This window comes from Pyxidicoccus sp. M6 (genome assembly GCF_055568925.1).
In genome coordinates this window covers 3042356-3067789 of the sequence record NZ_CM145714.1, presented here as the reverse complement: position 1 = coordinate 3067789, position 25434 = coordinate 3042356, and the positions used below count along the sequence as shown (strand labels likewise).

Sequence of the window (25434 nt, the reverse complement as noted above, 5' to 3'; positions counted from 1 at the left end):
AGCCCTCCGGCCACGTGATACGAAGCTGGCCACATGGATGCCGCCATCCTCAAAAAGGTTGCGCTGTTCGAGGGTTTGACCCAGGGCCAGCTCGCCAAGGTGGCGCAAATCGGCCACTCCCGGGACTTCCCGGCAGGCGCCTACCTCTTCCGCGAGGGGGAGGCCGGCCAGGAGATGTTCGTCATCGAGAAGGGCAAGGTCCGCATCTCCAAGACGGTGCCCGGCATCGGCGAGGAGGCGCTCGCCATCCTCGAGCCGGGGCAATACTTCGGAGAAATGGCGGTAATCGAGGACTCGCCCCGCTCCGCGGACGCCATCGCCCACGTGAGCTGCACGGTGTGGGTCATCGAGCGGTCCAAGCTGGACCAGCTCATGTTCACCGACAAGGACCTGGCGTACGTACTGCTCTGGACGTTCGTCCGCACGCTCAGTGAGCGGCTGCGCGAGACGAACGACAAGATAAAGGCCTTCTTCGCCATCTCCCGCTTCTGACGGGCTCCTACCTTCCGCGCCTCTCACGCCCCGAGAGGTCGGGTGGTGCGTGCATGTCCGTCCGGAAGACGGGCCTCTTTGCACGAGTCGGGACGGGTGGGAGGAAGACCCCCGAGGTAGAGCAGTCAGGCACGCACGTTGCTTTATCTCCCACCCGTGGAGGTGGGCGGGATGGAGCAGGCGGCAGGAGCGGCGTGGGCGGGCGGAGATTCAGCGGGCGGCGGGTCGGTGCGGGGACGCGGGGCCGGGAGCGTGGAGGAGTCGCGCGAGCGCCTCTTCCGGTTGGGGGCGGAGGCCCTCACCGAGTCGGAGCTGCTGTGCGTGGTGTGGGGCCCGGGGCCGCGCTCGCCCGGGCCCCTGGAGCTGGCGGGCACGCTGCTGGCGCGCGGCGGAGGGCTCAAGGCGCTGGTGCACGAAGAGCCGCTGGCGCTGAGCCTGTTGCCCGGCGTCGGGCCGGTGCGGGCCGCGCAGGTGCTGGCGGCGCTGGAATTGGGGCGCCGCGCGCAGCGCACGGTGGAGACGCGGCCCAAGCTGCGCACGCCGGAGGAGATACACGCGTACCTGGCGCCGAAGCTGGGGGCGATGCGGCGCGAGGTGTTCCACGTGCTGTGCTTCAACGCGCGCAACGTGCTGGTGCATGACGCGCGCGTGGCGGAGGGCACCATGAACGCGTGCCCGGTGGACCCGCGCGAGGTGTTCGCCGCGGCGCTCACCTCGCGCGCCACGGCCATCGTCCTCGCGCACAACCACCCTTCGGGAGACCCGGAGCCGAGCATCCAGGACGTGGGGCTGACGCGGCACCTCATCGCCGCGGCGCAGTTGCTGAACATCAAGGTGCTGGACCACGTGGTGGTGGGGGACGGCGGCTACGTGTCGATGATGGAGCGGGGACTGTTCCCCGACGGTGGGTGGGAGACGAAGCGCTGGAGCGCGAATGGAGGCGGCGGATGATGGTGGGCGCGGTGGGGGTGTGGAGCGCGGTGCAGGTGGAGGTGCTGGAGGAGTCGCGAGCGCAGGTGGTGCGGCTGGACACCGGGCAGGCATGCACGGTGGAGCGGTGGACGCTGCCGGCGGGAGTGCGCGAGGGGGACGTGGTGGTTGACGGCCGGCTGGAGCCGGAGCGGACGGCGCAACGGGTGCGGGAGGTGGCGCGCAGGCGAGCGCTGCTGGCCATTCCCCTCCCGCCGGGGCTCGACCTGTGAGGTGGGGTGATGCGCCGGCGACGTTTCCGTTGACGGCTGGACGAGGATGGAGAACATGCGCGCGATGCCAGTGGCCCTGCCCTACCTCGAAGAAGCCCAGCAGGGGCTGGTTCGCCACTTCGGCCTGACGCAGTTCCGGCCGGGACAGGCCCAGGTCATCTCCTCGGTGATGAGCGGGCGCAACACGGTGGTGGTGATGCCCACCGGCGCGGGCAAGAGCCTCTGCTACCAGCTGCCGGCCACGCTGCTGCCGGGGCTGACGCTGGTGGTGTCGCCGCTGATTGCGCTGATGAAGGACCAGGTGGAGGCGCTCACCGCGCGCGGGATTCCGGCCACCTTCATCAACTCGTCGCTGACGGATTTGGAGCGCGCGGAGCGGATGCGCCGGCTGCGCGCGCGGGAGTACAAGCTGCTGTACGTGGCGCCCGAGCGCTTCCGCAGCCAGAGCTTCCTGGAGACGGTGGGCTCGGTGGGCGTGGACCTGTTCGCCGTGGACGAGGCGCACTGCATCTCCCAGTGGGGCCACGACTTCCGGCCGGACTACGCCCTGCTGGGGCAGGTGCGCAAGCGCCTGCGTCCGCCGCGCACGGTGGCGCTGACGGCCACGGCCACGCCGGAAGTCCGGGCGGACATCCAGCGCGTCCTCTTGATGAAGGACCCGCAGGAGTTCACCGAGGGCTTCGACAGGCCCAACCTCTTCCTGGGCAAGCAGGAGGTGGGCGGGGACTCGGACCGGCACGAGGCCTGCGGGCGGCTCGCGGCGCTGGGGGGCAGCGGCATCGTCTACTGCTCCACGCGGCGCGCGGCGGAGGGTGTCTTCTCCGAGCTGCACGGCAAGGGCCTGAAGGCGGTGCTGTACCACGCGGGCATGGAGGACGACGCGCGGCGCCGGGCGCAGGACACGTTCATGTCCACGAAGGACGCGGTGGCGGTGGCCACCAACGCGTTCGGCATGGGCATCGACAAGCCGGACATCCGCTTCGTGGCCCACGCCAACATCCCCCGCGCGGTGGAGGCGTACTACCAGGAGATTGGACGCGCGGGCCGCGACGGTGGTGACGCGCGGGCGGTGCTGCTCTTCAACCACTCGGACGTGTACACGCAGGAGCGGCTCATCCAGAGCAGCCACCCGTCCGAGGCCGTCTTCGGAGACGTGTGGAGCGTGCTCCAGTCGGTGGAGGAGTTCGAGCGCGGTGTGTACGCGCTGGCGGGCACCGTGAATGCCAGCGAGTTCGAGGTGTCCGCGGCGCTGCGGATTCTGGAGCGCGAGGGGAAGATTGAGCGCGGCGGCCGCGGCGAGGGCGAGCACGGAATCACCCTGACGGAGAAGGCCCTGGCCGCGCACCCGCATGCGGAGGACGCACAGCGGCTGCTCAAGTCGCTGCTGGAGACCTTCCCCGTGGGACGGCAGGCCACCACGGAGCTGCCGATTCTGGCGCGGCGCACGGGGCTGTCGGTGGACGAGGTGCGGCACGCGCTGAGTCTGCTGGAGAAGTCCGGCGCGGCGCGGGTGCGGCGGCCCTTCGCGGGGCGCTCCATCCGCGCGCTGGAGCGGGTGCCCTTCCGTGAGCTGGGGCTGGACTTGAGCCGCGTGCGCGAGCAGGAGCGGCAGAACCTGCAGCTCCTCCGGCGGATGACGGAGTACGCGTACTCGGACCGGGACAAGAAGTGCCGGCGCTCGGCGATTCTGCGCTACTTCGGCCAGCAGGACGCGCGGGCCTCGTGCGGCAACTGCGACGTGTGCGCGCCGGAGAAGATGCCGTCGCTGCTCGCCGCGCCTCCGGGGGCGTCGCGGCCGCGCGCCTCGGCCTTCGCTTCCGCGCCGGTGACGAGCTACAGCGAGCTGGCCTCCACGGAGCTGCGCCGCTGGCGGAGGGATTTGGCGAAGGATTTGGGCGTGGCGCCCTTCATCATCTTCAACGACGCCACGCTGCTGGGGCTGTCCGCGACGCTGCCCATCGACCGGGAGGGCTTCCTCGCCGTGAAGGGCACGGGGGAGAGCCGCTGGGAGCGCTTCGGGCCCAAGGTGGTGGAAATCTGCCTCATGGCGCGCGCGGCGGGACATGAGCCGCAGGCGGTGCCGGCGACTCCGCCCCGGGTGAGGAAGTCCCGGCGCCTGGCCTGAGGTGCTTCCTCAGCCTCCGCCCGCGCGGCGCCACGCCCTGCGCGCCATGAAGAGGCGGAGCCCGCCCATGATGGAGCCCACCACCAGCGCGAGCAGGAAGATGACGAGCACCGTGGTGACGCCGAAGACGACGCGCACGCCGAACTCGGAGATGCGGCCGTTGAAGTAGGCCTCGCGCAGCGGGTCCATGACGCCCGCCAGCTCCAGCGCGCGGGCGGGCAGCGAGTCCAGCGACAGGGACAGCCGCTGGAGGAAGCGCGTGGGGTACAGCCGCAGCGCCAGCTCCACGCCGAGCCCCAGCACGAGGTAGAGCAGCGAGAGCAGGAAGGCGTTGCCCCACATGATGCGAAGCAGCGGGGCGGCCTCGGGGCGGGGTGGGTAGGACGTCACGCTATCTGGCCGCCTTCTTCTTGAGGGCCGGCAGCGCCTTCTTCACGCGCGCCGCCTCCGGTGAGCCTTCCGCCAGCCGCAGGAAGGCCTCGTAGGACTCCACCGCGCGGGGCAGCTCCGCCGACTCGCGCACCAGCACGTCCGCCAGCGCCAGGTGTGCCATTCCGTCCGTGGGCTCCAGCTCCACGGCCTTCAGCAGCGCCGCCTTCGCCTCGTCCTCCTTGCGCTGCTTGAGGGCCACCATGCCCAGCGCGAGGTACGAGCGCGCCTCGTATGGCGCCAGCCGCACCGCCTCGTCCGCCGCGGTGCGCGCGTCCTTCACCGCGCCCGCGCCGAGCAGCACCCGCGCCATGGTGGCCTGCGCGAAGGCCTTGTCCCAGACAGCGGGCGCGCGGGCGGCCAGATCTTCCAGCGTCCGTGCCGCGGGGCGCCCGCCGGAAGGGAGCTGCACGTAGAGCTCGCCCACGCGGCCACAGGTGGCGTCCGGCCCCTCGCGGCGGGCGGCGGCGAAGGCCGCGTCCGCGTTGTCCGCGTTGCCCTGGCGCAGGAAGGCGTGGGCAATCTCGCAGAAGGTGTCCGGGTCCTTCGGGTCCAGCTTGTTGGCGCGCTCCAGCGAGGAGAAGCCGCCCTTCGCGTCCCCGGCGGCGAAGAGGATGGCGGCGCGCAGCCGGTAGGCCTCCGCGTCATCGGGCGCCAGCTTCACCGCGCGGCCCACCGCCCCATCCGCCTCCTTGCGGCGGCCGGCCTGGTACAGCGCCAGCGCGAAGCCCTTGTGCGCCCCGGCGCTGCCCGGGTTCTCCAGCTGCCAGGCCTCGAACTGTTTGAGGGCCTCCGGCGTGCGCCCCAGGGCCAGCAGCGTGCGGCCCAGCGCGTCGCGGGACTCGCCATGCGCGCCGTTGCGCTCCACCGCCTGCGTCAGCGGCTTGAGGGCCATGTCCGGCAGCCCGCGCGCCAGCAAGAGCCGCCCCAGCGAGCAGGACCCCTCGTAGTCGCGCGGGTCCTTCTGCGCCTCCTCGAACTGGGCCTGCGCCTTGTCGAAGGCGCGCTCGCGCCAGTACACCTGCCCCAGCGCCAGGCGCATGTCGTTGCGCGGGCGCTTGGAGGCGGCCAGGGCCTTCTCCAGGAGCTCACGCGCCTGGGGCGCGTTGCCCTCGGCGGCGTCGGCCAGGGCCAGCATGGAGACGGCCTCCGGCGGGTAGCGGTCATTCACGCGCGTGCGCGCCAGCTCCGCGCGGGCGCGCTTCCAGTCACCCAGGCGCGCGTAGGCGGCGCCGCGCACCAGGGCCACCTTGCGGCCCCCGTCCGCTTCCAGGCGCGTCAGCACGTCGCGCTCACGGTCCCTGTCGAGCAGGGCCCGGCCCAGGCCCTCACGGGCCTCGTCGCTCTTGGGCTGCAGCTTGAGGGCGGCCTCGTAGGCGGCCTGCGCCGCGTCCAGCTTCCCCGCGGCGCGGCTGGCGGCGCCGAGCGCGAGCTGGAAGTCGAAGGCCATGGGGCCCTGGGCGCCCTTGCTCAAGAGGGCGCGGGCCTCGTCGTGCTTCCCCTTCGCGGAGAGCAGCTCGCCGTGGATGAGCTGCTGCCGTCCCTTGAGCGCGGCCGGCAGCTTCGCGTCGTCCGCGAGCGGCGCCACGTCCGCGAGCGCCGCGTCCAGGTCCTGGTCCAGCGCGAGCCGCGCCTCGGCGAGGCCGATGCGGGCCGCGGGGTGCTCGGGGGACTTCTTGCGGGCGCGCTCGAACATCTCGATGGCCTGCGGGAAGTCCTCGGAGGCGAGGTAGTAGTTGCCCAGCGCCACCAGCGCGCGCACGTTGATGGGCGAGGCGCGCAGCGCGCGGTCGAAGTGCTCCAGGGCCTTCTTCTCGTCCTTCGACGCGAGCAGGAGGCTGCCGGCGAGCGCGTGGACCTCGGTGCTGTCCTCGGTGGCGGCGAGCAGCGCGCGGCGGGAGGGCTCTCGGCCCCGGTCATCCGCCACCAGCACGTTGGTGGTGAGCACCAGCCCCGGCGAGCCTTCCTTCACGCCCGGCTTCTCCAGCGCCTCCAGCGCCTGGCGCCGGTCGTCGGGGGACATGCCGTGGTCCGCGAAGAGGAGCGCGTGCGTCCAGGCGGTGAGCGCCCAGGCGCGGCTGCTGCTCTCGTCCATCTCCCGCGCGAGCTGGAGCTGCGCGAGCGCCGCGTCCAGCGAGGTCCGTGTGTCCTGGAGGGTGAGGTCCTCGGCTTTGGCCAGCGCCTCGTTCAGCGTCTGGCCGCCGTTGTCCGAGTTGATCTTGATGAAGCCGATGACGACGATGACGAGCACCAGCACCGCCACCACGCCGCCGGCAATCTTCACGCCGTGCCGGGCGATGAAGGAGTTCTTGGCGGCCTCGCGCGCCAGCTTCTCGCGGAGCTCCTTCTCATAGGCGGCGGTGAGCGCCTCGGTGTCCGGCGTGGGAGCCTTCGCCTTCGCGGCGACGGTAGGCGAGGACGCCGTCGCGTCCGGGATGTCGTCGAGCAGCGAGCGCTTGCCGCCCGACGGACGCACCGCCGTGGCGGCGCGCGCGGCGACGGGATTCCGCGCGGTGGGCTCGGGAGGCGGCAGGTCGCCGAGGAGCCCTCCTCCCGCGGCGGGAATGGTGGGCTTCGCGGTGGTGAACTCGCCGGAGAGGAGCAGCGGCAGCTCGCTGGTGCCCTCGGGCGGTGCGGCCTGGAGCGCATCCGGTGAGGCGCCCTCGTCACCCGAAGAAGCGCTGTCCGACTCCTGTTCCGAAGAAGCGGAGCGCTCGCCCGAAGAGCCGTCCTCGGACGTGCCCGAGGCTTCGCGGGAAGCCGGGTCGCTGTCGCCCTTGGACGAGTCCTCGTCATCGTCGAGCGAGAGGTCCAGCCCCGGGAGCTGGGTGTCCGGCACGGGCCGCAGCACGGGGACCGACCGGTTGATGAGTCCGAGCGACGACGCCACGTCGCCCGTGGCGTCACCGTTTCCGACGGAAGCGTGCTCGCCCGTGACCGCGCGACCGGACAGGCCCGCATCGTCGGCACCGCTGTCCGTCGCGGCCCCCGTGTCGAGCGCGCCCTCGGCGCCAGCGTCCGGGCTGGTGCCAACGCCGTCCGCACGCCGTCCGCCAGCCTCGGTGCCGCCAGCGCTCCGTGCAGTCGCATCGCCACCTGTGGCGGCACGCGGTGCGCGCGCGCCCGCCTCGGCCGCGCCATTGCCAGCCGGGCCACCCGCCTTCCGCCCACCCGCCTCGCCACCCTCGGCCGGCTTCATCTTCGCGGCGTCACCGAGCGCCGCGGCCCGCAGCCTCGCGGCCGCCTTGGGCGCCGTCGCCGGAGCCGCCTCCTGCGCGCCCTCCCCGCCCGTCTCCGCGGACTCGCCTTCCTTCGGAGCCTTCGTCTTCTCCAGCCCCATCAGGTCCGCGAACACCGGAGCCGGCCCACCGGACAGCGCCTGCTGCGCCTGCTCCAGCCACAGCTTCACGCGCCCGTCATTGGGCTGCAGCGCCACGGCCTTGCGCAGAATCGGCAGCGCCGAGCGGTACAACCCGCGCTGCAACAGCACCTCGCCGATGAGGTTGTACGCGTAGGGGTTGTCCTTCTCGATGCTGATGGCCTGGTCGAACTGCTCCATCGCCTCCGCGGGACGCCCCAACTGGATGAGCGCCTTGCCCCACAGCACCCGGCCCACAATCGACGTGGGGTGGTGGGAGATGCCCTGCCCGCAGACCTCGATGGCACGCGCCGCGTCCCCCTTTTCCAGGAGGGCCTTGGCCAGCTCGACGAAGACGGAAGAAGTGGGGTCCTGCCGGAGGAGCTGCTCGTATCGCTCCACCATCGACTTGGCCATGTGTGCTCGCGACTCCGGTACTCGGGAGGGGAGCCGGACCATACCACCGCGCTCGTCCGTTCATGCAGACGGGTGCTACCGTCCCGGACGTGAAACGCCTGCCTGCCCTCTTCCTCGTGCTCGTCCTCGGGGCGTGCGCAACCGCATCCAAGAAATCCAGCCTGGAGGCACTCAAGCCCGCGGTGGAGAGCTTTCACCAGCTCATCCGCTGGAGGGACTACCGCTCCGCCGCCAGCCTCATCGTCCCGGAGCGGCGCGAGGACTTCCAGCGCGCCCGCGTCCGCCTCAATGATGACCAGGACCTCACCGTCACCGACTACGAAATCGAGGACGTGAAGCTGTCCGACGACTTGCAGCGCGCCACCGTGCACAGCCGCATCCAGTGGATGCGCCTGCCGTCCGCCTCCGCGCGCACCGCCCTCGTCACCTCGGAGTTCGTCCTCCGCGACGGAACGTGGCTGCTGGAGAGGCAGGAGGACGGCCCCTTCGACGGCGAGCTGCCGTAGCGGGGCGCCCAAAAAGAAACCGCCCACCGTCTCGGGGCCGGCCGAGACGGTAGGCGTCGGGAGCTCCCCAATGGAGCGCCCTACAAGAATCCGCCCACCGTCTCGGGGCCGGCCGAGACGGTAGGCGTCGGGAGCCCCCCAATGGAGCGCCCTACAAGAATCCGCCTACCGTCCCGGGGCCGGCCGAGACGGTAGGCGTCGGGAGTCCCCCCATGGGACGCCCTGACAATCTGGCTTGAGGCGGCGCCGTGCTCAGGCCCTCGCCGCCTCGCCGTTTCGTGGCATCCCTAGAGCAATGCGAATGCCAGCCTCCATGCGAGTCATTGGAGACCGGCGGCCCACTGGAGATTCAAGGGTTTGCAATCGCAGACGCCCGGCCGCACGCCTGCCCGCCCGCCCGGGTCCTGACATCGCTGTCAGTGCCCCGAGCAGAAGGCGTCACGCCAGGCGCGACACGGATGTCAGGGCGGTCTCGGACTTTCCCGTCGCTACTCGCCGAGCACGGAGCGGATGGTGTCCCGCATGGAGTGGCGGGGCTTCCAGCTCACGTCCTTCACCCAGCGGTTGCCGTCCACGGCGCAGAGGAACTGGATGTGGTCCAGCTCGGGCGGCGGGAAGTTGGACAGCCGGTACTTGAACAGCGTGCTCAGCAGGGGCCGGGCAATCGGGTGCGGCACGGGGATGGGGGTGTTGCCCAGCTCGCGCATCACCGCGGACAGCGGCACCTCGCCGGGGCCCACCACGTTGTAGACGCCCTTGGGCTCGGGGCGCAGGGCCTCCACCATGGCGCGCGCCACGTCCTCCACGTGGATGAGCTGCACCATGGGGTCGAAGCCGGCCATCACCCAGGGGCGGCGCAGGCGCAGGTAGTTGGAGGGCGCGTTCTTGATGGTGGGCCCGACGATGTGGACGGGGCGCAGAATCACCGTCTCGATGTGGGGATGCTTCCAGAAGAAGCCATGCGCGAGCATGTCCACTTCGATGAGGTCCCGCACTCCGGAGAAGCGGCTGGCCGCCATCAGCGGCGCGTCCTCGGTGAGGAAGTTGGAGTTGTCCGGGCTGGGGCCGTAGACGTTGGCCGAGGACAGCACCACCACCTTCTTCACGCCATACTTCGCGCAGTACTCCAGCAGGCGCGTCGTGCCCACGACGTTGAACGAGTGGTGCTCCTCCTCGCTCATCCGCGGGTCATGCATGATGCCCATGTGGATGACGGCCTTGACTTCGTTCTTCCGGAAGACGTCCTCCGCCTTCTTCTTGCGGAGGTCCAGCTCGTACATCTCCACGTCCTTCGGCCGGCCCACGAAGGGGCGCCGGTCGATGCCGATGATGCGCTCGTGCTTGTGGAGCAGCTTGGCGAGCGCGCGGCCCAGGTTGCCGCTGATGCCGGTGACGACGACGGCCGGGCGCGTGGAACTGCTGGAGGCGGTGCTCACCAGAACACCCCCCGGCGCTCCTTGAGCCCCTGATGCAGCATGGATTGGATGGCGGCCTTCACGGTGCGGACCTTCTTGTCCAGCTCGCTGTCCTCGTCATCCGGGCGTCCGGTGAAGCGCAGCGGGTCTCCGAAGTAGATGCGGTACTTCGTGGGAAGGGGAATGGGCAGCCCCGTCGGCGTGACGGGGAAGGACGGGAAGCCGAGCAGCTTCGCCACGGGCTTCAGGTCCATCAGCGCGGGGGCCTGCTCCTCGGCGCCCACCACGGCGACGGGGACGATGGGCGTGCGCGTCTCCAGCGCCAGCCGCATGAAGCCCAGGCCGAACTCCTGGAGCTGGTAGCGCTGGGGCCACAGCTTGTTGATGCCGCGCGTCCCCTCGGGGAAGACGAGGATGGCCTCCTCCGTCTCGAGCAGCCGGCGGCAGTTCTCGGGCGTGCCGACAATCTGTCCCACGCGGGCCATGAAGGTGGACACATAGGGCAGCGAGGGCACCCACTTCTCCACCATGCTGCGGATGGCGCGCGGGGGGCTCGCCTCCAGCATCATGGCGACGCCAATCATCGCGCCATCCAGTGGCAACTGTCCCGAATGGTTGGACACCAGCAGCACCCGGCCGGGGGGCACCTTCTCGATGCCGAACGTCTCCACGCGGAAGTAGTTCCGGTAGAGCCACACGAAGGGAGCCAGGGCGGAAAGGCTGTAGTCGAGGCTGAAACCGAACGGGTCCACCCCGTACTCGTTCGCCGGGCGGGCGAGCGCCAGCATCCGCTGCTTCTGCTCGTCGGTGGCCAGCCGGTCCGTCCAGTCGCGCAGGCCCTTCTTCACTCGGTCGGTGAGACGCTCCAGCATATGAGGGGTTCTTTACACCACCGGCCCCGACTCCGGGAGGGACGGAGTACGCTTACGGACATGCCGGGTCTCTTCGGCTCCACTCGTGGACGAAGTGCCCCGTGGAACATGGGTGGGGCGGGCATCCGGGCCCGTGCATGCATGCGGCGTTCGTGGCGTGTCTGTCAGGAGGTGGTGCGGTGACGACCGCGGTGGCCCGGGCCCCAGCCCCGCTGCTCGCGCCCGTGGAACAGCGGGCGCCGGTGCTGCTCGTCCACGGCATCAACGACGACGCGAGCGCCTTCGACGCCATGCGCGCCCGGCTCGAGCGCGAGGGTTGGGTGCACCTCCAGGCCATTTCGCTCGTGCCCAATGACGGCTCGGAGGGAATCCCCGCGCTGGCCCGGCAGGTGGCGCGCGAGGCCGAGGCGCTGCGCGCGCGCACGGGCGCCAGGCGCGTGGACGTGGTGGGCTTCAGCATGGGGGCGCTCGTCTCGCGCTACTGGCTGCAGGCGCAGAGTGGGCGGCTGGTGGTGCGCCGCTTCATCTCCATCTCCGGGCCGCACGCGGGCACGCGCATGGCGTGGCTGCGCCGGGGCAAGGGCGTACGGCAGATGCGGCCCGGGAGCCCGCTGTTGCGCTACCTCCAGAGCGAGCGCCGGCCCTGGGGCGAGGTGGAGGTCCACAGCTTCTGGACGCCGTGGGATTTGATGATTGTCCCCGCCTTCAGCTCACGGCTGCGGGGCGCCTGCGAACGGACGTTCCCCGTGATGCTGCACCCGTGGATGCTGACCGATGCGCGCGTCATCGACGCCGTGGTGGAGGTGCTGGGCTCTCCCGCCGTGGCCCGCTGATGGGGCTCACAGCGTCGCGGAGAGCCGCCCGGCCGCGTCGCGCAGCGTGACGACGTCGCACTCCGCCTTCAGCCAGCCGAACACCTCGCGCAGCCGCTCCATCTTCCGCGAGGCGCTCACGCGCAAGTCGCGCTGCTGCCGCACCAGCTCGGGAGGAATCCCGTCGGTGGCGTCGAGCACGTCCACGCCGTGCAACTCGAAGTTGAAGAAGGCGTCCTTCCGGCACGCGCGCCAGGCCGCGCGCAGGGCGGACAGCGGCAGCGTGGTGGCGAAGGTGCCGATGAAGGGGAAGCGCACGCCCGGCGTCACCGCCATGGGCAGCTCCAGCACCGCGCCCGAACCTCGCTGATACGGCCGCGCCGGGTCCGGCCGGTAGGGCACGCGCGGCGCCAGCAGCACGCGCGGCGTGTCCAGCACGGAGCGGGACGGCCGCCCCAGCACCGCCAGCGCCCCCATCACCGCCGCCTTCGCCGCGTAGTACGGCGCGGCCGGAAAGGCGGACGAGCCATACAGGTAGCCCTGCTCCACCGTGGCCGCGTACAGGTCCGCGTTCAGCGTGTAGCCCGGGGCGCGGAAGCCCACCGGGCGCACGCCCGTGGCCGCGAGGATGGCGGCGTCCGCGCGGGCCAGGTCCTCACGGATGGCGGGCAGGCCCCGTCGCGTGAGCGCGTAGTCGTGCGCGTACGTGTGGCTGGCCACCTCGATGCCGGCCTGGTGCGCGGCGCGCATCCCCGCCGCGGCGCCCGGGTCCGACTCCAGGTCCTCGCCGATGGCGAAGAAGGTGCCCGGCACGCCCAGCCCGTCCCAGAGCTCGCGGAAGCGCGGCACCGCCACGGCGTGCACCAGTGCGCGGGCGCGCGCGTCGAGCAGCGACTCCGGCAGGCCGTGGATGCGGCAGTAGTGCGGCAGCGAGTCGAGGTCGACGGAGATGGACGCCAGCCGCACGGTGCCTCACGTCCCGCGGATGCGGATGACGTAGACCAGCTTGCCCACGTTCTTCAGCACGTTGGGCACGCGCTTGAAGAGGTGGATGGACGGCTGGCGCTTCTCGTGGAGCTGGATGGGAATCTCCATCACCTTCAGCCCCTCGCGCCAGGCGCGGATGACGAACTCGCTGGCGAACACGTCCATGTCCACCACGCACTTGTGGATGACGGGCAGCAGCGCCTCGCGGCGGAAGGCCTTGAGGCCGTGCGTGTCCGTGCCCTTGAAGCCCAGCGCCACCTTCAGCAGCTTGTTGTGCACGCGCGTGGCCGCCCGGCGCACCAGCGGGCGCTGGTCGCTGGCGCCCTTGGCCGCCTTGGAGCCCACGACCATGTCCGCCTCGCCCCGCTCCAGCCGCGGCAGCGCCGCGTCGTAGAAGGTGAGGTCACACAGGTCGATTTCGTCGCAGATGACGTACGTGCCCTTCGCCAGGAGGATGCCGGCCTTCAGCGCGGAGCCGTAGTTGGGCCGCTCCGAGTGGAACCAGCGCAGGCGCGGGTTCTTCGCGCACAGGTCTTCCAGGATGCGCGGCGTGGCGTCCCTGGAGCCGTTCTCCGCGAAGATGATTTCGTAGTCGAGCCCGCGCGCATCCAGCCCCTGGCGCAGCTCTTCCGCCGCCGAGGCGATGATGGACTCCTCGTTGTAGACCGGAATGACGACGGACAGATGGGGGGCCATGGAATTGGGTCCCTCAGATATGGGGCGGCCGCCGGGCCGTCAACCGTTCAGCGTCCGGGCACAGGCCCGGCCCGCGAGGATGGCGTCCTCCATGGAGGAGTACTCCCACTGCCCGTAGCGCCCGGCGATGAGGATACCGGCGTGCTCCAGGAAGCGGAGGATCTCCGCCTTCGCCGGTCCATACGCGTCGTCGTAGAGGACGTACGCGTGCGGAATCTCCCGCGCGTGGGCGAAGAGGACGTCGTCCGCGGAGTGAATCATCCGCGAGCGCACCAGGTCCTCCACCGCGTACTTCTCCGCGGTGGCGGGGGCCAATTCACCGTGGTGGCTGTACTCCACGTAGAAGGTGGACGTGTCCGGCGGCGCCAGCGGCGCGTACACCGCCGAGGGCGAGCCGATGCGGTACGTGTGGAACTCCGGCTCCGGCAGGTAGATCCAATGCCAGGGCTGGCGGTTGGGCCCGCGCGCGGCCACGGCCACGTAGGTGACGGTGGTGGCGCGCAGCCGCTTCGCCGCGGCGGTGACTTCCTCCGGCACGCCCGCGCCGCCCTTCGCCAGCAGCGCCACCAGCCCCGGCAGCGAGATGCTGGACACGAGGCCCGAGTAGCCCTGCACGCGCCCGTCGGACAGCGTCACCTTGCGCGCCTTCCAGTCGATGGCGGTGGGCTCGGTGTGGACGCTCAATTCGCCGCCCTGGAGGTGGCGCTGCATGGCGCGGGCGAGGCTCTCGATGCCGCCTTCGCGCGGATAGAGGAACGAGGCGTTGTAGCCCACGGCGTCGCTGCCGGCGCCCAGCGCTCCGTCCACGACTTCCTTCAGGTTGGGGCGGGGCACGAAGCGGCCCACCCAGGCGGCGGACAGCTCGCGCGGGTGCACCGTCCAGAGCTTCTGGTTGTAGGGCACCATGAAGTTCTTTGCGAAGCCCTCGCCCATGTAGCGGAGGATGAACTCCTCGAAGTTCTTCGGCTCGCGCTCACGCAGCGCGCGGCCCTTCTCGCCGTAGATGGCCTCCACGTAGCCGGTGAGGTTCTCCGCCACCACGTCCGGCGGCAGGCCGTGCGTGTTGACCTGGTACGGGAAGCGGGTGAACACCCCGCGCGTGAAGATGCCCGCCTTGCGCTGGATGCGGACCATCTGCCCCGGCAGCCAGACGGTGTTCACCAGGTCCTGAATCTCCGGGTCCCTCAGGTGGAGCCAATGGCCGGTGGGGTCGAAGTAACACCCATCGATGACCTCGGTCTTGATGAGTCCTCCGACGCGGTCGGACTTCTCGATGAGACGCCAGGGCTTGCGAAGGAAGTGGGCGGTGGACAGGCCCGCGAGTCCCGCGCCAAGGATGACGATGGGTTCCATGACGGGGCGGGTCTACCACCTCCGCGCCGGGAGGGGGCAACGAACGCATGACGCTCTCCGACGGGTGGACAGAGCCCTCGGCCGCCCGGCTGGGAGGCCAAGGGAGGGTTCGTTCTGGCATCGACATGCGCGTTCTTTCCGGGCTGGAAACGGCTCTGCTACCCTGCGCGCACCGCGAAGGCGCTCCGAAGCCCGCTCGCGAGCCATTCGCGCCTGCCGGTCCCGTCGAAGGAAACCCATGAAAGTCTCCTGCCCGTCTTGCCAGACGAACTACAACATCGATGACAAGCGGATCCCCCCCGGTGGCGCGAAGCTCAAGTGCGCCCGGTGCCAGACGACCTTCCCCATCAAGCTCGAGGCCGTGAGCGGTTCGGCGCCGGCCGCGCCGCAGGCTCCCGCCATTCCGCTCCCTGGCGCCGCCGCGCCGCAGTCCGCCGCCATTCCGCTGCCGGGCGCCGCCGCGCCGCAGTCCGCCGCGGCCATTCCGCTGCCGGGCGCCGCGCCCGCGGCGGACGCGTTCGCCTTCGATGACGGCGCCACCGCTGTCACCGCCGCCGCGGCCATTCCGTTGCCGGGATACGCCGCCCCTTCCGCCGCGGCCATTCCGCTGCCGGGCGCCGCCGCGCCGCAGTCCGCCGCCATTCCGCTGCCGGGCACCGCCGCGCCGCGCTCCGCCGCCGTCCCCTTCGACACGGGCGCCATTCCGCTGCCGGGTGCCGCCGCGCCGCAGTCCGCCGCCATTCCGCTGCCGGGTGCCTCGTCGTACGGCGATGCCATTCCGCTGCCGGGTGCCTCGTCGTACGGCGATGCCATTCCGCTGCCGGGTGCCGCGCCCGCGGCGGATGACGCGTTCGCCTTCGATGACGGCGCCACCGCCGTCACGTCCGCCTCCGCCATTCCGCTGCCGGGTGCCTCGTCGTACGGCGATGCCATCCCGCTGCCGGGCGCCGCGCCGGCGGACGCCTTCGGCGAGTACGACGACAACCCGCCCGCGGTGGACACCCGGGACGCGACGCGCGTCGTCCGCATCCCCCTGCCGAGCGACGCCTACCGCGAGCCGCAGCCCCCCACGCACGCCTACGGCACCAGCAGCGACATGCAGAGCACGGCGCGCGACTTCGACTTCTCCGAGGAGCCGCCGCTCCCGGTGGACGCCCCGGCCGAGTCCTACGCCGCCGCCGACGTGCCCGGCACCGCGCGCGACTTCGAATTCTCCGACGACGCGCTGCCCGTCCCCGCCCAGCCGCAGCCCGCGGCGGACCCGTTCGCCTTCGACGTCGAGACGCCGAGCGGCGAGGCCCAGGCCTACGCCCTGCCGCCCACGCCCAACCGCGCGCAGGCGCCGGACTTCGGCGCTCCGGCCGGTGAGGACCCGTTCGCCCTGCCCCCGCCGCCCGCCGCGTACGCGCAGCCGGCCGCCGGTGAGGACCCGTTCGCCCTGCCCCCGCCGCCCGAGACGGACCCGTTCGCCTTGCCGCCTCCGCCCGCCGCGTACGCGCAACCGGCCGCTGGCGAGGACCCGTTCGCCCTGCCGCCGCCGCCCGTCGCCGCGCCGTCGTTCGACTTCGGCGAGGTGCCCGCCCCCGCCGGTGAGGACCCGTTCGCCCTGCCCCCGCCGCCCGCGGGCATGGACTACTCGGACCTGCCGGCCCCCGCGGCCCCGCCCGCGCCGGCCATGGACTTCTCGGACCTGCCCGCGCCGGCCGCGCCGCCGCAGGACCTGTCCTTCGACTTCGCCGAGCCTCTGCCCGCGGCCCCCGCGCCCTCGGCGGACCCGTTCGCCCTGGACTTCGCGCCCGCGCCGGCCGCGCCGCCCGCGCCGGACTTCAACCTCGACTTCGCCGAGCCACCTCCGGCCGCCGCCCCCGTCAACCCGACGGTGGACTTCGGTGACGTGGACTTCGGCTCGCCGCCGCCCCAGGCCGCCGGTATCCCCGACTCGCTCGAGTTCGACCCCACCGCCCGGCCCGCGGATGATTTGGAAGCGGACCTCTCCGAGCCGCTGCCGCCCCCGCCCAACGCCGGCCCCGCGGACGGCCTGGAGATGCTGTCGTTCATCGACGACGCCGGAAAGGACGCGGGCGCCAACGCGGGCGCCAAGGTGCGCCGCTTCCACGTGCGTCGCCGCTCGGGCAAGGTGTTCGGCCCGTTCGACGAAGGCGTCATCGTCAAGATGCTGGAGGACGGCCAGCTCCTCGGCAACGAGGACGTCTCCACGGACTCGGAGAGCTGGTCGCCCATCGGCACCGTGTCCACCTTCGCCGCCGCCATCCAGCGGCTGATGGAGGGCCCGGCCAAGGTGGTGGCGCCCGCCGCGGCACCCACCGTGGCCGCCGCCGAGGCCCCTCGCGCCGAGGCCGCTCCGCAGGCCAGCATGAAGCGCCTGGAGCAGCTCTACGAGGGCCGCATGGCCGGCGTGGCCGTGGTGGACCGCAGCGGCGCCCAGGAGAAGTGGAAGAAGCGCATCCCCCTGCTGGTGGCCGCCGGCATCGGTGTGGTGGTGCTCGGCATCGGCGTGGGCATGGAGTTCGGCTCGCGCTACGGCGCCTATGGCCGCCGCGCCCTCTTCCCCGCCAAGGTCTCCGCCGGCTCGCCCCAGGCGAAGCAGGTGGACGACGCCCAGAAGGCGCTGCTCCAGGACACCTTCGCCAGCTACAAGCAGGCGTACTCCCTCAGCACCCAGGTGCTGGCGACGGGCGAGTACCCCGCGGTGCGCTCGCTGTGGTGCCAGTCCGTCCACTACCTGCAGCGCCGCTACGCCGCCGCCACCGTGAACGACATCTCCAAGTGCCAGGAGGTGATGCCGGACGTCGCGCTCCTCGGTGAGAAGGACGTGGACTTCATCAAGGCCTCCGCGGCCCTGGCCCTCACCTCGCGCCAGACGGACACCGTGCTCCCCGCCCTGCTGGACGCGTACAGCCGCGAGGCCAACCAGGGCGACCTGGAGCTGGCCTTCCTGCTGGCCGAGGCCTACGGGCAGAAGCGCGACACCGCCCGCGCCATCGAGACGCTGAAGAAGGTGCTGGCCCGCGAGCCCAAGTCCGCCAAGGCCCACCACGCCCTGGGCAACCTGCACCAGGCCGCGGGCCGCGCGGACGAGGCCGCCGCCGAGTACGCCGCCGCCCTGGAAGCCGACCCGAAGCACGTCGCCTCCGCGGTGGAGCTGGCCGCGGTGGAGCTGCTGGTGCGCAAGGACGGAGACAAGGGCGCCCAGGCCGTGGACCGCGCCCTGGCCGAGGACGTCCAGTCCGCGCTGGGCCCGGCGGAGCTCGCCCGCGCCCGCGGCCTGCGCGGCGTGGCCCTCTTCCAGCAGCACAAGCCCAAGGAGGCCGAGGCCGAGCTGAAGGCCGCCATGGGGAAGGACCCGGGCTCCGCCTTCCTCAAGGCCCGGCTCGCCCAGGTGCTGCGCGCCCAGCGCAACTACGAGGAGGCCCAGCCCCTCTACGCGGACCTCGCCTCCAAGGAGTCCGACAACCTCGAGTACACGGATGGCCACATCACCACGCTGGTGATGACGGGGAAGATGCAGGCCGCGCTGGATGCCGTGCAGAAGGCCAACGCGAAGTTCCCCAGCGAGGCGCGCATCGCCTACCTCTACGGCCGCATCGAGGACGCGCTCGACAAGGCCGTCGAGGCGGAGGGCCACTACAAACGCGCCATCGCCGCGGACGAGAAGCTGGTGGAGGCGAGCCTCTACCTGGGCCGCTTCTACCTGCGTGCCCGCCGCAACGCCGAGGCGCGCACGCAGCTGGAGCTGGCGGCCGCCAAGGCCCCGGACAATGCCGGCGTGCGCGCCGGCCTCGGTGAGCTGGCCCTCGCGGAGAACAACGCGCTCCTGGCGCAGCAGGAGTTCGAGCGCGCCGTGCAGGTGGACCCCAACCTCGCGGATGCCCACCTCGGCCTGTCCCGCGTGGCGCTGCTGAACGAAAATCTGGAGAAGGCCCAGGCGGAGGCCAACACCGCCCTGGAGTTGGATCCGCACCTCCTGAAGGACGGCCGGCTGCAGCGCGGCATCGTCCTCTGGCGGCTGGGCAAGCTCGAGGAGGCCGTCGCGGAGCTGGAGAAGGCCAAGACGGAGGACCCGCGCTCCACCACCACGCCGATTACGCTCGGCGCGGTGCTGCTGGAGAAGGGGGATCTGGCCGGCGCGGAGAGCAACCTGGGCCTCGCGCTCAGCAACGAGCCCTCCAACCACGAGGCGCTCTACTACCTGGGCCTCGTCAAGGCGAAGCGCCTGGAGTTCACCGGCGCCGTGGACAACATGCGCAAGGCGGTGGAGCGCGCGCCGCAGCGCCCGGACTACCACTACGCCTACGGCGTCATCCTCCGCGACGCGAAGAACCTGCCGGACGCCATGAAGGAGTGGCAGAAGGCGGTGGAGCTGGACCCGAACAACGCGGACGCGCACGAGGCCCTGGGCCACGCGCACCTGGAGAACGGCGAGTTCGACGAGGCGATTGAGTCCTTCGAGGCCAGCCTGAAGGCCGACCCGCGCCGCACCCGCGTGCTGGGCTCCATCGGTGACGCGTACTTCAGCGCCGCCCGGTGGACGGACGCCGTGAAGCGCTACCAGACGGCCCTCAAGGAGGACCCGAAGCTCACGTACGTCTATTACAAGGTCGCCCGCGCCTTCACGGAGCAGGCCCAGTACGCCAAGGCCATCGACTGGTACCGCAAGGCCACCGGCGCCGAGCCGGAGAACCCCATGGCCTACTACTACCTGGGCTTCGCCTATAAGGAGAGGAACAAGCGCCGGGAGGCCGTCCAGGCGTTCAGGGAGTACCTCTCCAAGAAGCCGGAGGCGACGGACAAGAAGGACATCGAGGACGAAATCTACGACCTCGAGCACTAGGTCCGCCGCCAGTAGCAACCGGTAGCCCGCCGGCCGTGGACGCTTCCGCACGGCCGGCGCCGTCAGGTGAAAAGAGCGCCGGGCGTCCGCCCCTGAGCAGCCCGGGTGCGAGGAACCTTGCTGGCCCCCACCCGGGGTGACTACAAGGCGCACCATGCTGGACCTCCGCCACGTCGCGCAGAACTTCGATGCCGTTGTCGCCCGCCTGAAGACGCGGGGCGGCAACCTGGACCTGGGCCCCTTCCAGCGCCTCTTCTCCGAGCGGCGCGAGCTGTACGTCTCCATGGAGTCGCTGTCCGCCCGGCGGAACGCGGCCAACGAGGAGATGAAGCGCAAGGCGAAGGAGGACCCCAAGGCGCTGGACGCGCTGCGCGGGGACCTGCGCGCCGTGTCGCAGGAAATCAAGGAGAAGGAGGCCCGCCTCAAGGAGGTGGAGGAGGAAATCAACCGCATCCTCCTGCTCATCCCCAACGTGCCGCACGAGTCCGTGCCCACCGGCGGCGGCGCCGAGGACAACGTCCTGGTGCGCAGCTGGGGCGAGAAGCCCAACCTCCTCTTCGCGCCCAAGCAGCACTTCGAGCTGGGCGAGAAGCTGGGCATGCTCGACTTCGAGCGCGCCGCGAAGGTGTCCGGCAGCCGCTTCGCCTTCTACAAGGGCGCGCTGGCGCGGCTGGAGCGGGCGCTCGTCATGTTCATGATCGACGTGCACAACCAGAAGGGCTACCTGGAGATGCTGCCGCCCTACCTGGTGCTGCGCGAGACGATGATGGGCACCGGGCAGCTGCCCAAGTTCGAGGACGACGCCTTCAAGACGCTGGGGGACCCGGAGCGCTTCCTCATCCCCACGGCTGAAGTCCCCGTCACCAACTACCACGCGGACGAAATCCTGGAGGGCGAGCAGCTCCCCCTGCGCTACTGCGCCTACAGCCCCTGCTTCCGCGCCGAGGCCGGCTCGGCGGGCAAGGACACCCGCGGCCTCATCCGCCAGCACCAGTTCCACAAGGTGGAGCTGGTGAAGTTCTCCACGCCGGAGAAGAGCCTGGACGAGCTGGAGCAGCTGACGGACGACGCCTGCGACATCCTCCGGCGCCTCGGCCTGCACCACCGGGTGATGCTGCTGTGCACCGGCGACATGGGCTTCGGCTCCCGGAAGACGTACGACATCGAGGTGTGGCTGCCCGGCCAGGACACGTACCGCGAGATTTCCTCCTGCTCGGACTTCGGCGACTTCCAGGCCCGCCGGGCGAAGATTCGCTACCGGGCACAGAAGGGGGACAAGCCCCAGCTCGTCCACACGCTCAACGGCAGTGGCCTGGCGGTGGGGCGGACGACCGTCGCCATCCTGGAGAACTACCAGCGCGAGGACGGAAGCGTGGCCATTCCGGAGGCGTTGTGGCCGTACATGGGGGGGCTGAAGGAGCTGAAGCCACTTTGAGCCGAATACCGGCTTGCAACGGGCGCCGAATCAGGTAGAAGGGCGGCCCCACGGTCGCCGTCGGACCGCGGGACTCCGCCGGCTCTGTAGCATGGAGGCGTGGCCGAGCGGCTGAAGGCAGCGGTCTTGAAAACCGCAGAGGGTGCAAGCTCTCCGTAGGTTCGAATCCTACCGCCTCCGATTTTGGGCTTGAGTTTCGCGGTTCTTTGACAGAGAAGAGTTGGAGAGATGGCCGAGAGGCTGAAGGCACAGGTTTGCTAAACCTGCATACTCGAAAGGGTATCGAGGGTTCGAATCCCTCTCTCTCCGCCACTTGTTGTGGTAAGCAGCGCCGGAAGAAATGCTCCCTTAGCTCAGCTGGATAGAGCGTCGGACTACGAATCCGAAGGCCGGAGGTTCGAATCCTCCAGGGAGCGCACTTCTTCTTGATGCGTTGTTTCTCATGAGTTCTGACGAAGCTTTCATGCAGCAGGCGCTCGCGCTCGCGCGGGAAGCAGCAGAGCTCGGAGAGGTCCCAGTCGGCGCGGTGGCGGTGCATGACGGCAAGGTCATTGGCACGGGTTTCAACCGCCGCGAAGTGGACCGACACCCCCTTGCTCACGCGGAAATGCTGGCGATGGATGCCGCGGCGCGGAGTCTGGGCGTCTGGCGGCTCTCAGGCGTTACTTTGTATGTGACGCTGGAGCCGTGCGCCATGTGCGCCGGTGCCCTGGTTCAATCCCGGGTGACGCGGTTGGTGTTCGGCACCACGGACCCGAAGGCCGGCGCGGTCGGCTCTCTCTACAACCTCGCCGAGGAGCCCCGACACAATCACAGGCTCCAGGTGACGAGTGGTATCCTGGCGGACGAAAGCCGCCTGCTTTTGAAGACGTTCTTCGAGCGCCTGCGCGCGAAGAAACGTGAAAACTGAATACTGGAGAGCTGGCCGAGTGGTCGAAGGCACCTGACTCGAAATCAGGCGTACCGGCAACGGTACCGTAGGTTCGAATCCTACGCTCTCCGCTCCAGATTTCTGGAGAGGTGGCCGAGCGGTTGAAGGCGCACGCCTGGAACGCGTGTATATCTGAAAGGGTATCGTGGGTTCGAATCCCACCCTCTCCGTTGTTGTTTCAGCAGTAGGTTGTTACAGACTTTGTGGTCGGGACAACGTGGGGGCGTGAACCCCGCCAGGTCCGGAAGGAAGCAACGGTAGCGTACTTCCGCGTGTGTCCCGGCCGTTTCTTGTGAGGAGCCGGCATCCTGTTTCAGGGTGCCGGCTCTTCGCCTTTGCGGGCGAGCCTTCGCCCGGGCCCTTCCCTGCCCTAATCGCGGACGAGGAGTGTCTCGCGGCCGATTCGGCGGGCGATGCGGAAGCCGGCGGCCTGCAGCTCCGTGAGGGCGCGGTCCTCGAAGGTGACGACGCGGTTGAAGTTCCTGTCGCGCATGGCGTGCTGAAAGGCGCCGTCGCGCGGCCAGTCGCAGGTGAGCCAGGGAATCTGCTGGCCCAGGTAGAAGAAGCCGCCAGCGCCCCACAGCCCCTCGTTGACGATGAGCAGCCCGCGCGCGCCGCCCCCTTCCGTGGCGGCGACAATGGCGCGGAACTGGTCCGCTCGCAGGTCCGTCGAGGGGAAGAAGGCGGCCGCGCCCAGCCCCGTCCCCAGGGCGAGCGCCACGAGGCCCCAGCGGGCCGCCGCCCGGGTGCGCTCGCGGATGAACGCGGCCACCGGCGCCGCTGCGGCGAGCACCGCCAGCACCAGCCCGGGGTAGAGGAAGCGCTCCTCCTTGTGCGCGGTGGTCAGCAGCACCGCCGTGTACACGGCCGCGCACCACAGCGGCAGGGACACCGCGCGGCGCTGGCTCAAACCGGCCAGCCCCAGGAGCGCGGCCCCCCAGGCCCAGAGGGGCACGGCGCTGAGGAGCGGCCGCACGTAGTAGCTGGGAGGGTCGGAGCCGAAGCGGGCCGCCGCCTCGCCGGAGAAGACGTTGAAGCGCGCGTAGGCGAGGAAGGAGTGGAACGGCTTGCCCCACGTGGCGAAGTCGAGGACGCCCAGGCCCGCCGCCACCACCGCGCCGCCCACGCAGGTGAAGGCCAGGAGCCTCCAGCGCCGCGCCGCCGCCAGCCACACCAGCGCGGCGAGGACGAAGATGGCGGACGGGTAGCGCGTCACCACCGCCAGCCCCAGGGCCGCGCCGCCCAGGAGGCCCGCGCGCACCGGACGCTCGCGCCTGTCCAGCGCCTCCATGGCCACCACGAGGAAGGACGCGGAGAAGGACTCGCCCAGTGTGCGCCCCGCGAAGACGAGCACCGGCCCGTAGAGGCCCACCAGGAGGGCGGCCAGTCCCCCGCCCATGGGCCCGGCTCGACGCGCGGCGAAGCGGTACGCGGCCCAGAGGCTCCATGCGTGCAGCGCGGCCTGCGGGAGGGCCACCACCGCCCGGTAGCCCTGGGGCCTCGTGATTCCGAGCAGGTCCGCCAGCTTCAGGAAGCCGGCCAGCACGCCGGGCACGGCCCAGTTGCGGATGCCGTCCTTCCACTCCCAGGCGAGTACGCCGTAGCCGTGGACGCGCCAGAAGGCGGGCTCCAGGGCCTGGTACACCTCGTCCGGGTGGATGCGCCCGAGCTGCAGCACGGCGATGACGGCGGGCAGCAGCGCCACCACCGGCAGCAGGAGGACGGGCCAGCGTCCACCATTCCCAGGCACGGGGCCGGGCAGGTCCGGAGCCGGCTCGGGTGTTGACTCGGGAACGGCGGGAGCTGGGATGTGGGGTGCAGGCGCGGACACGGGCGCGAGCGACTCTCCCCGCCCCGCAGCCCCGGCGCAAGATGCGTGGCGTTCGTCCGCTCGCTCTCCGCTCGGGTTGGGGTAAGGAACGCGGACCATCCAGGAGGAGAAGACATGCCGGACGTCATCGTCGTGGGAGCGGGGCACAACGGGCTCGTGACAGCGGCGCTGCTGGCGCGCAGGGGCCTTTCCGTCACCGTCCTCGAGGAGAAGGACGTGATTGGCGGCGCGTGCCGCACGGAGTACCCCTTCCGCACCGCGCCGAAGCTGGGCGTGTCCACCGGCGCGTACCTGCTGGGGCTCATGCCGCCGGAGCTGCTGCGCGAGCTGGAGCTGGACTTGCCCCTCAAGCGGCGAGACCCGCACTACTTCCTGCCCACCACCGGCAAGCGCTACCTCCTGTTCGGCTCGGACGAGCGCGAGCTGAAGCGCCAGTTCCTGGAGTTCTTCTCCCAGGAGGACTGGGAGGCCAACCAGGCGATGAACGCCGAGCTGGCGGCGATACGCGACGACATCGCCCCGACGTGGCTCATGCCGCCGGTGTCGATTGAGGAGACCGCCGAGCGCTTCGTCCGCCCTGCCCTGCGCCAGCACTTCGTGCGCCTGTGTCGCGGCACGGCGCGCGAGTACCTGGAGCGCTTCGGCTTCAAGTCCGATTTTGTGAAGGCCATGTACGCGGTGACGGACGCGTTCTCCGGACTCGACGGCGGCTATGACACGCCGGGCACGGGCATGAACCTGCTCGTCCACAACATGTGCCGGCTGCCCGGCAGCGGCGGCACGTGGATGATTGTCGGCGGCGGCATGGGCACCGTCACCGAGTCCATCGCCAACGTCGCTCGCAAGTACGGTGCTCGGATTCGCACCGGCGCGAAGGTCGAGTCCGTGCGCGTGGACCGGGGCGTGGTGAAGGGCGTGGTGCTGGCCAACGGCGAGGAGGTGAATGCCTCCGTCGTCGTGTCCAACGGCGACCCGTTCCGCACGCTGAAGCTGGTGGAGCAGGCGGCGCTGCCCGCGGACTACCGGAAGAAGGTGGAGGCCATGGCGGTGCCGGGCACCACGCTGAAGGTGAACCTGTGCCTCAAGGATTTGCCGCGCTTCACCTGCCTCCCCGAGGACCGCGGCCAGTTCGGCCCCACCATCCACCTGCTTCCGCAGGAGGATGACGTGCTCGGGGCGCTGGCGCGCGCGTACCAGGACACGAAGGAGGGCCGGCTGTCCGAGTTCCCCTCCATCGAGTGGTACATCCACACCACGGTGGACCCGTCGCTGCGCGACGCGGAGGGGCACCACAACTCCGCGCTCTTCGTGGAGTGGGTGCCGCACACGCTGAAGGGCACCACGTGGGAGCAGGAGGAGTCGCGCTACGTGAAGCAGCTGCTCTCCATCTGCGACCGCTTCGCTCCCGGCACCAGTGATTTGGTGCAGGAGACCTTCGTGCTCACGCCGCCGAAAATCGAGAAGCACTTCGGGATTACAGGCGGCCACATCCACCATGTGGACAACAAGCGGGGCTTCACCGACCGGCTGCCCTACGAGACGCCGGTGCAGGGGCTCTACTTCTGCAGCGCCGGGTGTCACCCCGCCGGCAGCGTCGTCGGCGCGGCCGGACACAACGCCGCGGGCGTGGTGCTACAGGCGCTCGGACGCTGAGTGCAGTCCCACCTGGTGGGATGGCAACGAGATGGATCATTCACGCCGTCGTGTTTAGATGACCAACC

Annotated in this window: 18 protein-coding genes, 5 tRNA genes and 1 other RNA gene; 16 read left to right on the top strand and 8 right to left on the bottom strand. The window is 70.7% G+C overall.

The genetic code is table 11. The annotated features are described in order from the left end of the window. Nucleotides 1–33 precede the first annotated feature (33 nt). The 4 genes from ACVTJA_RS12815 (at nt 34) to ACVTJA_RS12800 (ending at nt 3819) form a co-directional block, all read left to right on the top strand. A complete protein-coding gene (locus tag ACVTJA_RS12815; protein WP_465836644.1) occupies nt 34–492 on the top strand; it encodes a Crp/Fnr family transcriptional regulator in 459 nt (152 codons plus the stop codon). 171 nt (nt 493–663) lie between these two features. Beyond that, nucleotides 664–1443, top strand: coding sequence for a RadC family protein (gene radC / locus ACVTJA_RS12810; protein WP_465836643.1), 780 nt, complete (start codon nt 664–666; stop codon nt 1441–1443). Beyond that, the gene (locus ACVTJA_RS12805) at nt 1443–1694 is read left to right on the top strand and encodes a DUF3006 domain-containing protein (RefSeq protein WP_465840373.1); all 252 of its coding nucleotides are present in this window, start codon (nt 1443–1445) and stop codon (nt 1692–1694) included. Before radC ends, ACVTJA_RS12805 begins: the two co-directional genes overlap by 1 nt. Nucleotides 1695–1740: 46 nt before the next feature. Then, nucleotides 1741–3819 carry a RecQ family ATP-dependent DNA helicase gene (locus ACVTJA_RS12800; protein ID WP_465836642.1) on the top strand — a complete coding sequence of 693 codons (2079 nt, stop codon included), beginning with the start codon at nt 1741–1743 and terminating at the stop codon, nt 3817–3819. A 9-nt stretch (nt 3820–3828) separates the two neighbouring features. On the opposite strand, the gene ACVTJA_RS12795 is transcribed toward ACVTJA_RS12800, so the two are convergent. Together ACVTJA_RS12795 and ACVTJA_RS12790 are read right to left on the bottom strand one after the other, a co-directional pair. Beyond that, nucleotides 3829–4161 (bottom strand): hypothetical protein, encoded by a 333-nt coding sequence (locus ACVTJA_RS12795; protein WP_465840371.1) that lies wholly within the window; start codon nt 4159–4161, stop codon nt 3829–3831. A 49-nt stretch (nt 4162–4210) separates the two neighbouring features. Beyond that, nucleotides 4211–8023 carry a tetratricopeptide repeat protein gene (locus ACVTJA_RS12790; RefSeq protein ID WP_465836641.1) on the bottom strand — a complete coding sequence of 1271 codons (3813 nt, stop codon included), beginning with the start codon at nt 8021–8023 and terminating at the stop codon, nt 4211–4213. A gap of 89 nt (nt 8024–8112) precedes the next feature. Here ACVTJA_RS12790 and ACVTJA_RS12785 point away from each other — a divergent pair, with 89 nt between their 5' ends. Then, nucleotides 8113–8529: a hypothetical protein gene (locus ACVTJA_RS12785; protein WP_465836640.1), complete on the top strand. Its 417-nt coding sequence runs from the start codon at nt 8113–8115 to the stop codon at nt 8527–8529. A 488-nt stretch (nt 8530–9017) separates the two neighbouring features. On the opposite strand, the gene ACVTJA_RS12780 is transcribed toward ACVTJA_RS12785, so the two are convergent. Both ACVTJA_RS12780 and ACVTJA_RS12775 read right to left on the bottom strand, forming a co-directional pair. Beyond that, nucleotides 9018–9965: an SDR family oxidoreductase gene (locus ACVTJA_RS12780; protein ID WP_465836639.1), complete on the bottom strand. Its 948-nt coding sequence runs from the start codon at nt 9963–9965 to the stop codon at nt 9018–9020. Continuing rightward, nucleotides 9962–10816: a lysophospholipid acyltransferase family protein gene (locus ACVTJA_RS12775; protein ID WP_465836638.1), complete on the bottom strand. Its 855-nt coding sequence runs from the start codon at nt 10814–10816 to the stop codon at nt 9962–9964. Before ACVTJA_RS12775 ends, ACVTJA_RS12780 begins: the two co-directional genes overlap by 4 nt. 179 nt (nt 10817–10995) lie before the next feature. On the opposite strand from ACVTJA_RS12775, the gene ACVTJA_RS12770 reads away from it, so the two are divergent. Next, the gene (locus tag ACVTJA_RS12770; RefSeq protein WP_465836637.1) at nt 10996–11649 is read left to right on the top strand and encodes an esterase/lipase family protein; all 654 of its coding nucleotides are present in this window, start codon (nt 10996–10998) and stop codon (nt 11647–11649) included. Nucleotides 11650–11655: 6 nt separating this feature from the next. Here the strand turns inward: ACVTJA_RS12770 and ACVTJA_RS12765 are convergent, their stop codons facing one another. The 3 genes from ACVTJA_RS12765 to ACVTJA_RS12755 are packed head-to-tail and all read right to left on the bottom strand — an operon-like array spanning nt 11656 to nt 14664. Further along, nucleotides 11656–12594, bottom strand: coding sequence for a polysaccharide deacetylase family protein (locus ACVTJA_RS12765; protein WP_465836636.1), 939 nt, complete (start codon nt 12592–12594; stop codon nt 11656–11658). Between the two features lie 6 nt (nt 12595–12600). After that, on the bottom strand, nt 12601–13311 hold the full coding sequence (locus tag ACVTJA_RS12760; protein WP_465836635.1) for a glycosyltransferase family 2 protein: 711 nt from the start codon (nt 13309–13311) through the stop codon (nt 12601–12603). Nucleotides 13312–13350: 39 nt separating this feature from the next. Further along, on the bottom strand, nt 13351–14664 hold the full coding sequence (locus ACVTJA_RS12755; protein ID WP_465836634.1) for a protoporphyrinogen/coproporphyrinogen oxidase: 1314 nt from the start codon (nt 14662–14664) through the stop codon (nt 13351–13353). Nucleotides 14665–14902: 238 nt separating this feature from the next. On the opposite strand from ACVTJA_RS12755, the gene ACVTJA_RS12750 reads away from it, so the two are divergent. The 9 genes from ACVTJA_RS12750 to ffs all read left to right on the top strand — a co-directional run bounded on the left by ACVTJA_RS12750 (nt 14903) and on the right by ffs (nt 22175). Further along, nucleotides 14903–19516, top strand: coding sequence for a tetratricopeptide repeat protein (locus ACVTJA_RS12750; RefSeq protein ID WP_465836633.1), 4614 nt, complete (start codon nt 14903–14905; stop codon nt 19514–19516). Nucleotides 19517–19670: 154 nt separating this feature from the next. Then, nucleotides 19671–20951 (top strand): serine--tRNA ligase, encoded by a 1281-nt coding sequence (serS, locus tag ACVTJA_RS12745; RefSeq protein WP_465836632.1) that lies wholly within the window; start codon nt 19671–19673, stop codon nt 20949–20951. Between the two features lie 93 nt (nt 20952–21044). After that, nucleotides 21045–21131, top strand: a tRNA-Ser gene (locus tag ACVTJA_RS12740). A gap of 42 nt (nt 21132–21173) precedes the next feature. After that, nucleotides 21174–21263 (top strand) — tRNA-Ser (locus tag ACVTJA_RS12735). Nucleotides 21264–21293: 30 nt separating this feature from the next. Next, nucleotides 21294–21367: transfer RNA gene (locus ACVTJA_RS12730), tRNA-Arg, on the top strand. A gap of 26 nt (nt 21368–21393) precedes the next feature. Beyond that, entirely contained in the window at nt 21394–21861 is a 468-nt protein-coding gene (tadA, locus tag ACVTJA_RS12725) for a tRNA adenosine(34) deaminase TadA (protein ID WP_465836631.1), read from the top strand. A 5-nt stretch (nt 21862–21866) separates the two neighbouring features. Next, nucleotides 21867–21953, top strand: a tRNA-Ser gene (locus ACVTJA_RS12720). Nucleotides 21954–21965: 12 nt separating this feature from the next. Next, nucleotides 21966–22052 (top strand) — tRNA-Ser (locus tag ACVTJA_RS12715). Between the two features lie 30 nt (nt 22053–22082). After that, an RNA gene (ffs, locus tag ACVTJA_RS12710) (signal recognition particle sRNA small type) lies at nt 22083–22175 on the top strand. A 77-nt stretch (nt 22176–22252) separates the two neighbouring features. Here the strand turns inward: ffs and ACVTJA_RS12705 are convergent. Beyond that, nucleotides 22253–23713 carry a glycosyltransferase family 39 protein gene (locus ACVTJA_RS12705; protein ID WP_465836630.1) on the bottom strand — a complete coding sequence of 487 codons (1461 nt, stop codon included), beginning with the start codon at nt 23711–23713 and terminating at the stop codon, nt 22253–22255. 114 nt (nt 23714–23827) lie between these two features. On the opposite strand from ACVTJA_RS12705, the gene ACVTJA_RS12700 reads away from it, so the two are divergent. After that, nucleotides 23828–25366 carry a phytoene desaturase family protein gene (locus tag ACVTJA_RS12700; RefSeq protein ID WP_465836629.1) on the top strand — a complete coding sequence of 513 codons (1539 nt, stop codon included), beginning with the start codon at nt 23828–23830 and terminating at the stop codon, nt 25364–25366. The last annotated feature ends 68 nt before the right edge of the window (nt 25367–25434 follow it).

Bases quoted from the DNA above. Each gene is read 5' to 3' on its own strand.
- ACVTJA_RS12815 (WP_465836644.1), top strand. From the start codon at position 34: ATGGATGCCGCCATCCTCAAAAAGGTTGCGCTGTTCGAGGGTTTGACC.
- radC (WP_465836643.1), top strand. From the start codon at position 664: ATGGAGCAGGCGGCAGGAGCGGCGTGGGCGGGCGGAGATTCAGCGGGC.
- ACVTJA_RS12805 (WP_465840373.1), top strand. From the start codon at position 1,443: ATGGTGGGCGCGGTGGGGGTGTGGAGCGCGGTGCAGGTGGAGGTGCTG.
- ACVTJA_RS12800 (WP_465836642.1), top strand. From the start codon at position 1,741: ATGGAGAACATGCGCGCGATGCCAGTGGCCCTGCCCTACCTCGAAGAA.
- ACVTJA_RS12795 (WP_465840371.1), bottom strand. From the start codon at position 4,161: ATGTGGGGCAACGCCTTCCTGCTCTCGCTGCTCTACCTCGTGCTGGGG.
- ACVTJA_RS12790 (WP_465836641.1), bottom strand. From the start codon at position 8,023: ATGGCCAAGTCGATGGTGGAGCGATACGAGCAGCTCCTCCGGCAGGAC.
- ACVTJA_RS12775 (WP_465836638.1), bottom strand. From the start codon at position 10,816: ATGCTGGAGCGTCTCACCGACCGAGTGAAGAAGGGCCTGCGCGACTGG.
- ACVTJA_RS12760 (WP_465836635.1), bottom strand. From the start codon at position 13,311: ATGGCCCCCCATCTGTCCGTCGTCATTCCGGTCTACAACGAGGAGTCC.
- ACVTJA_RS12755 (WP_465836634.1), bottom strand. From the start codon at position 14,664: ATGGAACCCATCGTCATCCTTGGCGCGGGACTCGCGGGCCTGTCCACC.
- ACVTJA_RS12750 (WP_465836633.1), top strand. From the start codon at position 14,903: ATGAAAGTCTCCTGCCCGTCTTGCCAGACGAACTACAACATCGATGAC.
- serS (WP_465836632.1), top strand. From the start codon at position 19,671: ATGCTGGACCTCCGCCACGTCGCGCAGAACTTCGATGCCGTTGTCGCC.
- tadA (WP_465836631.1), top strand. From the start codon at position 21,394: ATGAGTTCTGACGAAGCTTTCATGCAGCAGGCGCTCGCGCTCGCGCGG.
- ACVTJA_RS12700 (WP_465836629.1), top strand. From the start codon at position 23,828: ATGCCGGACGTCATCGTCGTGGGAGCGGGGCACAACGGGCTCGTGACA.